Origin of the sequence: Streptococcus parapneumoniae, assembly GCF_037076355.1 — a bacterium.
Lineage (GTDB): Bacteria > Bacillota > Bacilli > Lactobacillales > Streptococcaceae > Streptococcus > Streptococcus parapneumoniae.
Genome location: NZ_AP026968.1, coordinates 2063618 through 2077033, shown reverse-complemented (window position 1 = coordinate 2077033; position 13416 = coordinate 2063618). Strand labels below are relative to the sequence as shown.

At 41.6% G+C, this 13416-nt stretch carries 15 protein-coding genes; all 15 read left to right on the top strand.

Features of this window, described 5'->3' with window-relative positions:
• Window positions 1-209 precede the first annotated feature (209 nt).
• Window positions 210-1460, top strand: a complete 1251-nt coding sequence (locus tag SP4011_RS10330; protein ID WP_000464298.1) for a bifunctional folylpolyglutamate synthase/dihydrofolate synthase — start codon at window positions 210-212, stop codon at window positions 1458-1460.
• An 88-nt stretch (window positions 1461-1548) separates the two neighbouring features.
• Window positions 1549-2019 (top strand): SP_0198 family lipoprotein, encoded by a 471-nt coding sequence (locus tag SP4011_RS10325; protein WP_001827160.1) that lies wholly within the window; start codon window positions 1549-1551, stop codon window positions 2017-2019.
• Window positions 2020-2164: 145 nt separating this feature from the next.
• Window positions 2165-3697 (top strand): cardiolipin synthase, encoded by a 1533-nt coding sequence (cls, locus tag SP4011_RS10320; protein WP_000877326.1) that lies wholly within the window; start codon window positions 2165-2167, stop codon window positions 3695-3697.
• Between the two features lie 254 nt (window positions 3698-3951).
• Window positions 3952-5490: a damage-inducible protein CinA gene (locus SP4011_RS10315; protein ID WP_338619282.1), complete on the top strand. Its 1539-nt coding sequence runs from the start codon at window positions 3952-3954 to the stop codon at window positions 5488-5490.
• Between the two features lie 119 nt (window positions 5491-5609).
• Entirely contained in the window at window positions 5610-7817 is a 2208-nt protein-coding gene (nrdD, locus tag SP4011_RS10310) for an anaerobic ribonucleoside-triphosphate reductase (RefSeq protein ID WP_001827161.1), read from the top strand.
• 11 nt (window positions 7818-7828) lie between these two features.
• Window positions 7829-7969, top strand: a complete 141-nt coding sequence (locus SP4011_RS10305) for a hypothetical protein (RefSeq protein WP_000521618.1) — start codon at window positions 7829-7831, stop codon at window positions 7967-7969.
• 148 nt (window positions 7970-8117) lie between these two features.
• The gene (locus SP4011_RS10300; RefSeq protein WP_101514505.1) at window positions 8118-8624 is read left to right on the top strand and encodes a GNAT family N-acetyltransferase; all 507 of its coding nucleotides are present in this window, start codon (window positions 8118-8120) and stop codon (window positions 8622-8624) included.
• Window positions 8617-9207, top strand: a complete 591-nt coding sequence (gene nrdG, locus SP4011_RS10295; RefSeq protein WP_050313374.1) for an anaerobic ribonucleoside-triphosphate reductase activating protein — start codon at window positions 8617-8619, stop codon at window positions 9205-9207. Before SP4011_RS10300 ends, nrdG begins: the two co-directional genes overlap by 8 nt.
• Complete coding sequence (locus SP4011_RS10290) at window positions 9204-9830, top strand: phosphoribulokinase (protein ID WP_338619279.1); 627 nt, start codon at window positions 9204-9206, stop codon at window positions 9828-9830. Before nrdG ends, SP4011_RS10290 begins: the two co-directional genes overlap by 4 nt.
• A 245-nt stretch (window positions 9831-10075) precedes the next feature.
• Window positions 10076-10384 carry a 30S ribosomal protein S10 gene (gene rpsJ, locus SP4011_RS10285; protein ID WP_001284513.1) on the top strand — a complete coding sequence of 103 codons (309 nt, stop codon included), beginning with the start codon at window positions 10076-10078 and terminating at the stop codon, window positions 10382-10384.
• A 215-nt stretch (window positions 10385-10599) separates the two neighbouring features.
• On the top strand, window positions 10600-11226 hold the full coding sequence (rplC, locus tag SP4011_RS10280) for a 50S ribosomal protein L3 (RefSeq protein ID WP_000160197.1): 627 nt from the start codon (window positions 10600-10602) through the stop codon (window positions 11224-11226).
• Between the two features lie 24 nt (window positions 11227-11250).
• The gene (gene rplD / locus SP4011_RS10275; RefSeq protein ID WP_000024549.1) at window positions 11251-11874 is read left to right on the top strand and encodes a 50S ribosomal protein L4; all 624 of its coding nucleotides are present in this window, start codon (window positions 11251-11253) and stop codon (window positions 11872-11874) included.
• Window positions 11874-12170, top strand: a complete 297-nt coding sequence (locus SP4011_RS10270) for a 50S ribosomal protein L23 (protein WP_001055347.1) — start codon at window positions 11874-11876, stop codon at window positions 12168-12170. Before rplD ends, SP4011_RS10270 begins: the two co-directional genes overlap by 1 nt.
• Window positions 12171-12187: 17 nt before the next feature.
• Complete coding sequence (rplB, locus tag SP4011_RS10265) at window positions 12188-13021, top strand: 50S ribosomal protein L2 (RefSeq protein ID WP_000512911.1); 834 nt, start codon at window positions 12188-12190, stop codon at window positions 13019-13021.
• Between the two features lie 103 nt (window positions 13022-13124).
• Window positions 13125-13406, top strand: coding sequence for a 30S ribosomal protein S19 (gene rpsS, locus SP4011_RS10260; RefSeq protein WP_000533766.1), 282 nt, complete (start codon window positions 13125-13127; stop codon window positions 13404-13406).
• The last annotated feature ends 10 nt before the right edge of the window (window positions 13407-13416 follow it).

The window sequence follows — 13416 nt, the reverse complement described above, 5'->3', positions numbered from 1 at the left end:
ACGCAGGCAGTTCAGTGAACATTTTTATCCCAGTTCCTTTAAATAAGAGAGCTGGTGAATCTGGGTGGTGTTTTACTCCACGTTAGCATTCATAGTAGCTAGTTATTAGCTAATCAGGTAAGAGGTCGGGACGAAAATCCTGGCCTCGTTTTTTGTTATCTACGGAATTTTGCTAGGTAATTGATTGGACTTTTGTCAAGGAGATGTGTATGTTTGAAGTAGAAGAATGGCTTCACAGTCGGATTGGTTTGAATTTTCGATCAGGTTTGGACCGAATGCAACAAGCGGTGGATTTGTTAGGAAATCCCGAGCAGTCTTACCCTATTATCCACGTAACAGGGACTAATGGGAAAGGATCTACCATTGCTTTTATGAGGGAGTTATTTATGGGGCATGGTAAAAAAGTCGCGACCTTTACCTCCCCTCATATCGTCTCTATCAATGACCGAATCTGCATTAATGGGCAACCGATAGCAGACGCAGACTTTATCCGTTTGGCTGAGCAGGTCAAGGAGATGGAGAAAACGCTTCTGCAAACCCATGATCAGTTGTCCTTTTTTGAATTGCTGACCTTGATTGCTTTTCTCTATTTTAGGGAGCAAGAGGTGGATTTGGTTTTACTAGAAGTGGGAATTGGTGGCTTACTTGACACGACCAATGTGGTAACCGGAGAGCTTGCTGTCATCACCTCCATCGGGCTCGACCATCAGGAGACCTTGGGTGATAGTCTGGAAGCAATCGCAGAGCAGAAGGCTGGTATTTTCAAGGCTGGTAAGAAGGCAGTGATTGCGAAATTGGCTCCAGAAGCTAGGCTTGTCTGTCAGAAAAAAGCAGGATTTTTAACTGTTGACCTTTATCAGGCAGGTCAAGATTTTTCAATGCTGAATGGGGATTTTTCAAGTTCTTTACTAAATATTTCGCAGTTGAAAATAGGCTTAGAAGGAGCTTATCAGCAGGAGAATGCGGCCTTGGCGTTGCAAACGTTTCTTCTTTTTATGAGGGAAGGAAAGGAAGTTGTTAATGAGCAGGTTGTAAGACAGGCTTTGGAGAAGACTCATTGGGCTGGTCGCTTGGAGCATATTCGTCCGCAGATATACTTGGACGGTGCCCATAACCTCCCTGCCTTGACTCGCTTGGTTGAGTTTATCAAAGAAAAAGAGCAGGAAGGTTATCGTCCTCAAATCCTCTTTGGAGCCTTGAAACGGAAGGATTATCAAGGGATGTTGGCTTATCTGACTGAAAAATTGCCTCAGGTGGAACTCAAGGTGACCGGCTTTGACTATCAGGGGGCTTTGGACGAGACAGATGTAATAGGTTACGATGTGATTCCGTCTTACCGAGAATTTATTAGCGATTTTGAAGAAAGAGCCGATACCAAGGACTTGTTGTTTGTTACAGGGTCTCTCTATTTTATCTCAGAAGTACGGAGCAACATACTGGGGTATGAGCAGATAAATTGACCACCTTTTTTGAACTTGTTATACTAGGGGAATTGCTGACTAAGGAAAAATCTTTTTCTCTAGCATGGCAAGAGAAAGGACATTTATTATGACATTCAAAACAGCAGCACTTTCTATTGTTTCTTTAGCGAGTGTATCTTTGCTAGTTGCTTGTTCCCAAAGAACACAACCAGTTCAACAGCCTGTGGCTCAGCAGCAGGTCCAACAACCTGCTCAACAACCTGCTCAACAGAATACCAATACTGCAAATGCAGGAAGTAATCAAAATCAAGCGGCTCCAGTACAGAACCAACCTGTTGCTCAACCGACTGATATTGATGGGACTTATACAGGCCAAGATGACGGAGACCGTATCACTTTAGTGGTCACTGGAACGACTGGTACATGGACTGAGCTCGAATCTGACGGGGATCAGAAGGTCAAACAGGTCACATTTGATGCAGCAAATCAACGCATGATTATTGGCGATGATGTCAAAATTTACACTGTAAACGGTAATCAAATCGTCGTAGACGATATGGATAGAGACCCATCGGACCAAATCGTTTTAACTAAATAAGACTATGCAAGTAGGAAGGGCTGGATTTTTCAGCCTTTTTACTTTTGCTTAGAAAATAATCATAAATACTTGCCTTCTACCGAATACCTGAGTTATACTAGTATCAATTACCTGTTTTTAGTGTTCAAAATATCAAGGAGGGGATATGAAATATAGAAAATTTCAATTATTGATGTCCAAGTATGGCTTTAGTCTTTCGATTATGCTACTTGAACTTTGTCTGGTTTTTGGTCTCTTTCTTTATTTAGGGCGCATGGCCCCCATTTTATGGATTACTGTCCTCATTCTACTGAGTATCATCACAATCATTTCGATAGTCAACCGTAATACGACTCCTGAGAATAAGGTGACCTGGTTATTAGTAGCCTTTGTGCCAGTATTTGGCCCCTTGCTCTATCTGATGTTTGGTGAAAGGCGATTGTCCAAAAAAGAAATCAAACAACTGAAGAAGCTAGGCTCCATGCATTTCCAAGAAGCAAATAGCCAGTTACTAAAAGAGGAATTAAAAGAAAGTGATAAGGCGGCATATGGCGTCATCAAGTCCTTATTGAGTATGGATACCAATGCCGATATCTATGATCAAACTGCCTCTACATTTTTTCCTAACGGAGAAGCTATGTGGAAAAAGATGGTAGAAGATCTCAAAAAGGCTGAGAAATTTATCTTCTTGGAATATTACATTATAGAAGAAGGTTTGATGTGGAATCGTATTCTAGAAATCTTGGAGCAAAAGGTCGCTCAAGGCATTGAAGTTAAACTGCTCTATGATGATATTGGCTGTATGGCTACTTTAACAGGAGATTATGCACATCGACTTCGTCAGCTGGGCATCGAGGCCCATAAATTCAATAAAGTTATTCCTCGTTTGACAGTGGCCTATAATAACAGAGATCATAGAAAAATATTGATTGTTGATGGTCAGATAGCCTATACTGGTGGGGTCAATCTGGCAGATGAGTACATTAACCACGTCGAGAGATTTGGTTATTGGAAGGATAGTGGAATTCGCTTGGACGGACTAGCAGTAAAAGCCCTGACACGCTTGTTTTTAACCACTTGGTACATCAATCGAGGAGAGATTAGTGATTTTGATCAATATCATTTAGAAAATCATTCTATCCCAAGTGACGGTTTAACCATTCCATACGGGAGTGGACCCAAGCCAATTTTTCGAACGCAGGTAGGAAAAAAAGTTTATCAGAGTTTGATCAATCAAGCAACGGAATCGGTCTATATTACGACACCTTATTTGATCATAGACTATGATTTAACAGAGACAATCAAAAATGCTGCTATGAGAGGGGTCGATGTTCGGATTATCACCCCTTACATACCAGATAAGAAGTTCATTCAGTTAGTCACAAGAGGGGCTTATCCAGACCTTCTTTCTGCTGGAGTTCGGATTTATGAGTATAGTCCAGGTTTTATTCATAGTAAGCAGATGTTGGTAGACGAAGATTTTGCGGTGGTGGGGACAATCAATCTCGACTACCGAAGCTTGGTACACCATTATGAAAATGCAGTCTTACTCTATAAAACTCCTTCTATAATGGAAATAGCCCGAGATTTTCAAAATATATTTGCAGATTCTCAGGAAGTCTATCCTCATTCTATCAAAACAAGCTGGTATCAAAAACTTGTAAAAGAAATCGCCCAGTTATTCGCTCCAATCTTATAAGAAATCTAGGACTGAGGACACAAACCAGTCCTATTTTTCTTGCCTTTTACGAATAGAAAGATATAGGAGGAACGATGCTGACCCAGAAAGAATTGAACTATATCATGACATTTAAACAGACGCATTTACACCGCTTTCGGGAAATTGAAATCTTTGTGAAACTATGCAAAAAATCACTCAAACAGCCATCGCAAGCTGACAATCCTAGGACTTTTTGATATACTAAGACAGATAAATTGAATAGGAGAAACGATATGAGTGTGTATGGTAGAGTAGAAGAAGTTCATCAGGAGAATCGTGAACCTCTAGAATACCAAATCGAACAAGAATCGCATCATCGTGAATCAAGTCGTCTTCCTTTGGTGAAAATTTTACTATGGAGTACGCTTGTAACGGGGATAACTCTAGGAGTACCGCTATTACTCGATTTAATGAGTGCACAAGAAGTGCAGGATTTTTATGCAGGTTGGGCGCTTCATCAGGCAGGGAAGATTTACAGCGATTATTATGGAAGTCAAGGTTTGCTTTATTATTTGCTGACTTACGTGACTCAGGGCGGATTTTTCTTTGCCATCTTTGAGTGGTTAGCCTTGGTAGCAGGAGGATTTTTCCTCTTTAGATCAGCGGATACCTTGACAGAGCAAGGAGAGCAAGCTGGACAAGTGGTGACTATTTTTTACATGCTAGTTACAGGTCTTGCTTTTGGTGGAGGCTATGCGACTCTTTTAGCGCTTCCTTTCTTATTCGCGGCCTTTAGTTTAGTTGCGGCTTATCTAAGCAATCCAAGCCATGATAAGGGATTTATACGGATTGGGCTGGCTTTGGCGGGAGGATTTTTCTTTGCCCCCTTGTCATCGCTCCTGTTTATTGCTGTAGTGAGTTTAGGCTTGTTGGTCTTTAACCTTGGGCATAGACGCTTTGCACATGGATTTTATCAGTTTCTTGCAGTGACTTTAGGTTTTTCACTTGTCTTTTATCCAACTGCCTACTATAGTGTTGCAACAGGAAGTTTTGGGGATGCCATTAGTGGTATTCGTTATCCTATTGACAGTATTCGCTTTGATTTCACTTCTAAAATTTTAGAGAATATGGCTTTTTATGGCTTGTTGTCCCTTGGTTTGGGATTTGTGGTTTGTATCTTTTTAGGTTTCTTTCAATCCAAACTCTCTAAACTATACGTCATTTCGGTTCCTGCAAGTCTTGTGACAATTTTAGGTTTGATTTTGCTTTTCTTTTCACAAGAGCCTCTGCACGCTTCTTATTTGATGGTCGTCTTCCCTGTTTTCCTACTTTTATTGGTAACCAATATTAAGAGTCAACAGAGGGGGCGTAGTGTTAGACGAAGACGAAGAGAAACGCCAGTTAGTCTATGGAGTCGTTTTTTCAAAGGAAATCTATATCTGCCAGTTTTAGGGCTTGTCTATCTTTTGTCTGTTCCTTTTTTGATGAAGTTTGTCCTTTATCCGGTACCTTATCAAGAACGTAATCATCTTGCTGATTTGGTGAAAGAGGAGACAAGTACGGAAGATGCTATCTATGCATGGGATGATACTGCGACTCTTTATCGTAAGAGTGAGCGCTTGTCGCCATCGGCGATTTTGTCTCCGATGCACTATACAGCAACTGAGGAAAATCGGAATAAGTTACTTAATGACTTGAAAGAAAAACAACCTAAGGTGATTGTGGTGAATGATAAGGTGCCAGTCTGGTCTGAAGTGGAAACACTCTTAAAAGAAAATTACCAACAAGTAAAGACTGATTACTCAGAGTTTAAAGTCTATAAAATCAAATAACAAAATCAATATCTTGTGTATTTTTAAAAATTTTAGGATTTTTAACACAAGATATTGATTTTTCTTTTTAGAGTGGTATAATACTTTTTAGAAAGAATATTTTAGAAAAGAGCATGCATATGATTGCACTAGAAGAAAAAATTACAATTTTGCCAACTCTCTTCGTCGAGAAACGAGATGGGAGACGTGTTGTATTTGATGTGGATAAGATTGACAAAGCTCTCCACAAGGCGGCAGACAAGGTTATGGATGTGACACCCTTGGTTGAAAAACGCCTCAATGCTCTGACTGAGCGAATTGTCACAGAAATTCATAGTCGCTTTCCACAGGGGGTTAAGATTTACGAAATTCAAAATATCGTAGAACATGAATTGCTTGAAGCCAAAGAATATGCGCTTGCTGAGGAGTATATTACTTATCGGACACAGAGGGATTTTGAACGCTCGAAAGCGACAGATATCAACTTTAGTATCCATAAACTTCTCAACAAAGACCAGGCGGTTGTTAACGAAAATGCCAATAAAGACAGCGATGTCTTCAACACCCAACGTGATTTGACAGCAGGGATTGTTGGAAAGTCAATTGGACTGCAAATGCTTCCTAAGCACGTAGCCAATGCCCACCAAAAGGGGGATATCCACTATCACGATTTGGACTACAGCCCCTATACACCTATGACCAACTGCTGTTTGATTGATTTTAAAGGTATGTTGGAAAATGGTTTTAAGATTGGGAATGCAGAGGTAGAAAGTCCCAAGTCTATCCAGACTGCAACAGCTCAGATTTCGCAAATCATCGCCAACGTTGCTTCTAGCCAGTATGGGGGCTGTTCAGCTGACCGTATCGATGAAGTTTTGGCTCCTTACGCAGAGAAGAACTACCAAAAACACCTCAAAGATGCAGAAGAATGGGTTTTGCCTGAAAAACGAGAAGATTATGCCTGGAAGAAAACGCAAAAGGACATCTATGATGCCATGCAATCTCTCGAGTATGAAATCAACACCCTCTTCACTTCAAATGGACAAACACCTTTTACCTCGCTAGGTTTTGGTCTAGGAACCAATCGTTTTGAGCGTGAAATTCAAACGGCAATTTTAAACATTCGTATCAAGGGACTTGGTTCGGAACACCGCACAGCTATCTTCCCTAAACTCATCTTTACGCTTAAAAGAGGCCTCAATTTAGAGGAAGGTTCGCCTAACTACGACATCAAACAGTTGGCCCTCGAGTGTGCAACTAAACGGATGTATCCGGATGTCTTATCCTATGATAAGATTGTTGACTTGACAGGTTCTTTCAAAGTTCCTATGGGCTGCCGTTCTTTCCTTCAAGGATGGAAAGATGAGAATGGTGTAGAAGTCAATTCGGGTCGGATGAATCTAGGCGTTGTGACAGTTAACCTGCCTCGTATTGCTCTTGAGTCTGAGGGCGACATGAATAAGTTCTGGGAAATCTTCAACGAGCGGATGAATATCGCTGAGGATGCTCTGGTTTACCGTGTCGAACGAACCAAGGAAGCGACACCGGCAAATGCTCCTATTCTTTATCAGTACGGTGCTTTTGGCCATCGTCTAGGTAAAGAAGAGAGTGTTGACCAGCTCTTTAAGAATCGTCGTGCGACAGTTTCGCTGGGCTATATCGGCTTGTATGAAGTAGCGACAGTTTTCTTTGGAAATAGCTGGGAACACAATCCAGAAGCCAAGGAATTCACGCTAGACATCATTCGAGATATGAAACGCCGTGTAGAAGAGTGGTCAGACCAATATGGTTATCATTTCTCTATCTACTCAACACCGTCCGAAAGCTTGACAGACCGTTTCTGTCGATTAGATACAGACAAGTTTGGCTCTATTCCTGATATCACAGACAAGGAATACTACACCAACTCTTTCCACTACGATGTTCGTAAAAATCCAACACCGTTTGAAAAATTGGACTTTGAGAAAGTCTATCCAGAAGCGGGTGCGTCAGGTGGTTTCATCCATTATTGTGAGTATCCAGTCCTCCAGCAAAATCCTAAAGCCTTGGAAGCTGTCTGGGATTATGCTTATGACCGTGTGGGTTATCTTGGAACCAATACTCCAATAGACCGTTGCTACAAGTGTGACTTTGAAGGGGATTTTGAACCAACTGAGAGAGGATTTGCTTGTCCAAACTGTGGCAATAGCGACCCTAAAACAGTAGACGTTGTTAAACGGACTTGTGGCTATCTAGGCAATCCTCAAGCGCGTCCGATGGTTAATGGACGTCACAAGGAAATCGCTGCGCGTGTCAAACATATGAATGGCTCAACGATTAAAATAGCTGGGCATCAAGTAACAAATTAGAAAGAAATGAGATGGGGAAATATCAATTAGACGATAAGGGTCGCGCACAAGTGACCCGTTATCACGAGAAACACTCTAAAGGTGGAGCTGGTAAGAAAGAACGCTTGCTCAACCTCAGAGAACAATTTTTAAACAAGAACAAGAAAAAATAAAAGTGATACTCAATGAAAATCAAAGAGCAAACTAGGAAGCTAGCCGCAGGCTGTACTTGAGTACGGTAAGGCGATGCTGACGTGGTTTGAAGAGATTTTCGAAGAGTATGAGAGTCGGCTCTCGCTTTTCTCTTAGTGGGAGGTAAGGATGGAATTACGCAGACCAAGATTAGCAGATAAAGAAACAGTTTTAGAGATGATGGCAGAGTTTGAAAAGAGCCAATCAGCCCATGATGGCGGATTTTGGGATACAGAGAACTTTGTGTATGAAGAGTGGTTGGAAACAAATATGCAAAAAGAAATGGGAATAAACTTGCCTGAAAATCGTGTTCCTTCTATTCAATTTGTATCATTTGATGATGCAGGTCATGCTCTAGGGTTTTTGAATCTGCGATTGAGACTGAATGAGGGGTTACTGAATTATGCTGGCCACATTGGCTACTCCATTCGTCCATCTGAAAGAGGCAAGGGTTATGCAAAAGAGACTCTCCGTCAGGGCTTGCAAGTTGCTAAGGAAAAGAACATCAAGAAAGCTCTAGTGACCTGTAGCGTGAAGAATCCTGCTAGCAGAGTAGTTATTCTAGCAAATGGAGGTCTCATTGAGGATGTTCGCAATGGTGTGGAGCGTTATTGGATAGAGGTAGCGAATGAATAATCCAAAACCACAAGAATGGAAAAGTGAGGAGCTAAGTCAAGGGCGTATCATTGACTACAAGGCCTTTAACTTTGTAGATGGAGAAGGAGTGCGCAACTCTCTCTATGTATCAGGTTGCATGTTTCACTGCGAGGGATGCTATAATGTAGCTACCTGGTCCTTCAATGCTGGCATTCCCTATACAGCAGAGCTAGAAGAACAGATCATGGCAGACCTTGCCCAGCCCTATGTTCAAGGATTGACCTTGCTGGGAGGGGAGCCCTTTCTCAATACTGGGATTCTCTTACCTCTGGTTAAACGCATCCGAAAGGAATTGCCAGAAAAAGACATCTGGTCCTGGACGGGCTACACTTGGGAAGAAATGATGTTGGAGACACAAGATAAACTGGAACTCTTATCATTGATTGACATTCTGGTTGATGGACGATACGATCGAACTAAGAGAAATCTCATGCTCCAGTTTCGAGGTTCGTCCAATCAACGCATCATAGATGTGCAAAAATCGCTCCAAAGTGGGCAAGTAGTGATTTGGGACAAGCTTAATGACGGAAAAGAAAGCTATGAACAGGTGAAGAGAGAATGAAGAAAAAAGACTTAGTAGACCAACTAGTCTCAGAGATCGAGACGGGGAAAGTCAGGACACTGGGAATATACGGTCATGGAGCTTCAGGCAAGTCAACCTTTGCACAGGAATTGTACCAAACCCTAGATTCTGCAAAGGTAAACTTATTGGAAACCGATCCTTACATTGCTTCAAATCGTCATTTAGTGGTGCCAAACGAGACTCCAGACCAAAAAGTGACCGCTTGTTTACCTGTGGCTCATGAACTGGTAAGTTTAGAAAGAGACATTCTCGCTTTAAAGGCTGGCATGGATATCTTAACAATTGAAGAACCTTGGAAAGCTAGTGAGGTCTTGTCTGGAGCAAAGCCAATTCTGATTGTCGAAGGGATGTCTGTTGGCTTTTTACCCAAAGAACTCTTTGACAAAACCATCTGTTTCTACACGGATGAGGAGACCGAATTAAAAAGGCGTCTAGATCGAGATACGACAGTGAGAAATCGCGATGCATCCTTTATATTGGCTAGCCATCAGATGAGACGGGAGCAGTATCTGCGATACTATAAAGAAACTGAGTCAAGGGCGGACATTCTAGTGAACCAATCAGAAGATAAATTTGATGCCAAGAGGAGTCAGTTTATATAGAAGAAAATCCCTAATTTTAAAAAGAAAAAATAGGAAAACAGTTTCATTGTAAAAAAACGAAAAAATAGCAACAAATCCCTTGCAATCGCAGGGGCTTTGTGTTATTCTATTATGGTGCTGTAAATTACAGCTTTAGCTTTGATGCAAGAGGTTGCGACACGCTCGGTTGCATTGCCACGCAACTCCGCGTCGGTTTTCTTGTGGAGCTAGCCTATTATCTTAAATAGACGAAAAGGAGAAAAAAGATGGCAAACAAAAAAATCCGTATCCGTTTGAAAGCTTACGAACACCGTACGCTTGACACAGCGGCTGCAAAAATCGTAGAATCAGCTACTCGTACAGGTGCACAAGTTGCGGGTCCAATCCCACTTCCAACTGAACGTAGCCTCTACACAATCATTCGTGCGACTCACAAATACAAAGACTCTCGCGAACAATTTGAAATGCGTACACACAAACGTTTGATCGATATCGTTAACCCAACTCAAAAAACAGTTGATGCTTTGATGAAATTGGATCTTCCAAGTGGTGTAAACGTAGAAATCAAACTTTAATCTAAAATATAAAAGAGCAGAGGCTGGTGTTTCAATATAATTGAACACGGGCTAAACTCGGTGTGAAAAAGATAAACTTCCTAGTGTCTACTAGACACTGCGTCAGTTTCCTATTTTCACTTTGAGTTTGACGCCCTTTGTATCTTAGACTTGAGCATAAAAAACGCTCGTTAAAAACTTTTTGAATAAAAATATAGAAAAGGAACTATTTTCTCATGACAAAAGGAATCTTAGGGAAAAAAGTGGGAATGACTCAAATCTTCACTGAAGCTGGCGAATTGATCCCTGTAACAGTTATTGAAGCAACTCCAAACGTTGTTCTTCAAGTTAAAACTGTTGAAACAGACGGATACAACGCTATCCAAGTTGGTTTCGATGACAAACGCGAAGTATTGAGCAACAAACCTGCTAAAGGACATGTAGCGAAAGCTAACACGGCTCCTAAGCGCTTCATTCGTGAATTCAAAAACGTTGAAGGCTTGGAAGTTGGTGCTGAAATCACAGTTGAAACATTCGCAGCTGGAGACGTTGTTGACGTAACTGGTACTTCTAAAGGTAAAGGTTTCCAAGGTGTTATCAAACGCCACGGACAATCACGTGGACCAATGGCTCACGGTTCTCGTTATCACCGTCGTCCAGGTTCTATGGGACCTGTTGCACCTAACCGCGTATTCAAAGGTAAAAACCTTGCAGGACGTATGGGTGGTGACCGCGTAACAATTCAAAACCTTGAGGTTGTACAAGTTGTTCCAGAAAAGAACGTTATCCTTATCAAAGGTAACGTACCAGGTGCTAAGAAATCTCTTATCACTATCAAGTCAGCAGTTAAAGCTGGTAAATAATAAGGAAAGGGGAATACAGTCAAAATGGCAAATGTAACATTATTCGACCAAACTGGTAAACAAGCTGGCGAAGTTGTTCTTAACGATGCAATCTTTGGTATCGAACCAAACCAATCTGTTGTGTTTGATGTGATCATCAGCCAACGTGCTAGCCTTCGTCAAGGAACTCACGCAGTTAAAAACCGCTCAGCTGTTTCAGGTGGTGGACGCAAACCATGGCGTCAAAAAGGAACTGGACGTGCTCGTCAAGGTTCTATCCGCTCTCCACAATGGCGTGGTGGTGGAATCGTCTTCGGACCAACTCCACGTAGCTATGCGTACAAACTTCCTCAAAAAGTTCGTCGCCTTGCGCTTAAATCTGTTTACTCAGAAAAAGTTGCTGAAAATAAATTTGTAGCCGTTGATTCTCTTGAATTTACAGCTCCAAAAACTGCTGAATTTGCAAAAGTTCTTGCAGCTTTGAGCATCGATTCTAAAGTCCTTGTTATTCTTGAAGAAGGAAACGAATTCGCAGCTCTCTCAGCTCGTAACCTTCCAAACGTGAAAGTTGCGACTGCTACAACTGCAAGTGTTCTTGACATCGCAAATAGTGACAAACTTCTTGTTACTCAAGCAGCTATCTCTAAAATCGAGGAGGTTCTTGCATAATGAATTTGTATGATGTTATCAAAAAACCTGTCATCACTGAAAGCTCAATGGCTCAACTTGAAGCAGGAAAATATGTATTTGAAGTTGACACTCGTGCACACAAACTTTTGATCAAGCAAGCTGTTGAAGCTGCTTTCGAAGGTGTTAAAGTTGCCAACGTTAACACAATCAACGTAAAACCAAAAGCTAAACGTGTTGGACGTTACACTGGTTTTACTAACAAAACTAAAAAAGCTATCATCACACTTACAGCTGATTCAAAAGCAATCGAGTTGTTTGCTGCTGAAGCTGAATAATCTAAGGAGGAAATATCGTGGGAATTCGTGTTTATAAACCAACAACAAACGGTCGCCGTAATATGACTTCTTTGGATTTCGCTGAAATCACAACAAGCACTCCTGAAAAATCATTGCTTGTTGCATTGAAGAGCAAGGCTGGTCGTAACAACAACGGTCGTATCACAGTTCGTCACCAAGGTGGTGGACACAAACGTTTCTACCGTTTGGTTGACTTCAAACGTAACAAAGACAACGTTGAAGCAGTTGTTAAAACAATCGAGTACGATCCAAACCGTTCTGCAAATATCGCTCTTGTACACTACACTGACGGTGTGAAAGCGTACATCATCGCTCCAAAAGGTCTTGAAGTTGGTCAACGTATCGTTTCAGGTCCAGAAGCAGATATCAAAGTCGGAAACGCTCTTCCACTTGCTAACATCCCAGTTGGTACTTTGATCCACAACATCGAGTTGAAACCAGGTCGTGGTGGTGAATTGGTACGTGCTGCTGGAGCATCTGCTCAAGTATTGGGTTCTGAAGGTAAATACGTACTTGTTCGTCTTCAATCAGGTGAAGTTCGTATGATTCTTGGAACTTGCCGTGCTACAGTTGGTGTTGTCGGAAACGAACAACATGGACTTGTAAACCTTGGTAAAGCAGGACGTAGCCGTTGGAAAGGTATCCGCCCAACAGTTCGTGGTTCTGTAATGAACCCTAACGATCACCCACACGGTGGTGGTGAAGGTAAAGCACCAGTTGGTCGTAAAGCACCATCTACTCCATGGGGCAAACCTGCTCTTGGTCTTAAAACTCGTAACAAGAAAGCGAAATCTGACAAACTTATCGTTCGTCGTCGCAACGAGAAATAATATTAAACTAGTCGCTTAAGCAACTAGTAAATCCGCCAGCTCGGTAGCGCTCCATAGGAGCGCAAGCCGCTGTGGTACAACATTTAAAGGAGAAAATATAAAAATGGGACGCAGTCTTAAAAAAGGACCTTTCGTCGATGAGCATTTGATGAAAAAAGTTGAAGCTCAAGCTAACGACGAAAAGAAAAAAGTTATTAAAACTTGGTCACGTCGTTCAACGATCTTCCCAAGTTTCATTGGTTACACTATCGCAGTTTATGACGGACGTAAACACGTACCTGTTTACATCCAAGAAGACATGGTAGGTCACAAACTTGGTGAATTTGCACCAACTCGTACTTACAAAGGTCACGCTGCAGACGACAAGAAAACACGTAGAAAATAAGGAGAACATA

Bases quoted from the DNA above. Each gene is read 5' to 3' on its own strand.
- SP4011_RS10325 (WP_001827160.1), top strand. From the start codon at position 1,549: ATGACATTCAAAACAGCAGCACTTTCTATTGTTTCTTTAGCGAGTGTA.
- SP4011_RS10305 (WP_000521618.1), top strand. From the start codon at position 7,829: ATGGGGAAATATCAATTAGACGATAAGGGTCGCGCACAAGTGACCCGT.
- SP4011_RS10270 (WP_001055347.1), top strand. From the start codon at position 11,874: ATGAATTTGTATGATGTTATCAAAAAACCTGTCATCACTGAAAGCTCA.
- rpsJ (WP_001284513.1), top strand. From the start codon at position 10,076: ATGGCAAACAAAAAAATCCGTATCCGTTTGAAAGCTTACGAACACCGT.
- SP4011_RS10300 (WP_101514505.1), top strand. From the start codon at position 8,118: ATGGAATTACGCAGACCAAGATTAGCAGATAAAGAAACAGTTTTAGAG.
- rplD (WP_000024549.1), top strand. From the start codon at position 11,251: ATGGCAAATGTAACATTATTCGACCAAACTGGTAAACAAGCTGGCGAA.
- nrdD (WP_001827161.1), top strand. From the start codon at position 5,610: ATGATTGCACTAGAAGAAAAAATTACAATTTTGCCAACTCTCTTCGTC.
- rplC (WP_000160197.1), top strand. From the start codon at position 10,600: ATGACAAAAGGAATCTTAGGGAAAAAAGTGGGAATGACTCAAATCTTC.
- rpsS (WP_000533766.1), top strand. From the start codon at position 13,125: ATGGGACGCAGTCTTAAAAAAGGACCTTTCGTCGATGAGCATTTGATG.
- nrdG (WP_050313374.1), top strand. From the start codon at position 8,617: ATGAATAATCCAAAACCACAAGAATGGAAAAGTGAGGAGCTAAGTCAA.
- SP4011_RS10290 (WP_338619279.1), top strand. From the start codon at position 9,204: ATGAAGAAAAAAGACTTAGTAGACCAACTAGTCTCAGAGATCGAGACG.
- cls (WP_000877326.1), top strand. From the start codon at position 2,165: ATGAAATATAGAAAATTTCAATTATTGATGTCCAAGTATGGCTTTAGT.
- SP4011_RS10315 (WP_338619282.1), top strand. From the start codon at position 3,952: ATGAGTGTGTATGGTAGAGTAGAAGAAGTTCATCAGGAGAATCGTGAA.
- SP4011_RS10330 (WP_000464298.1), top strand. From the start codon at position 210: ATGTTTGAAGTAGAAGAATGGCTTCACAGTCGGATTGGTTTGAATTTT.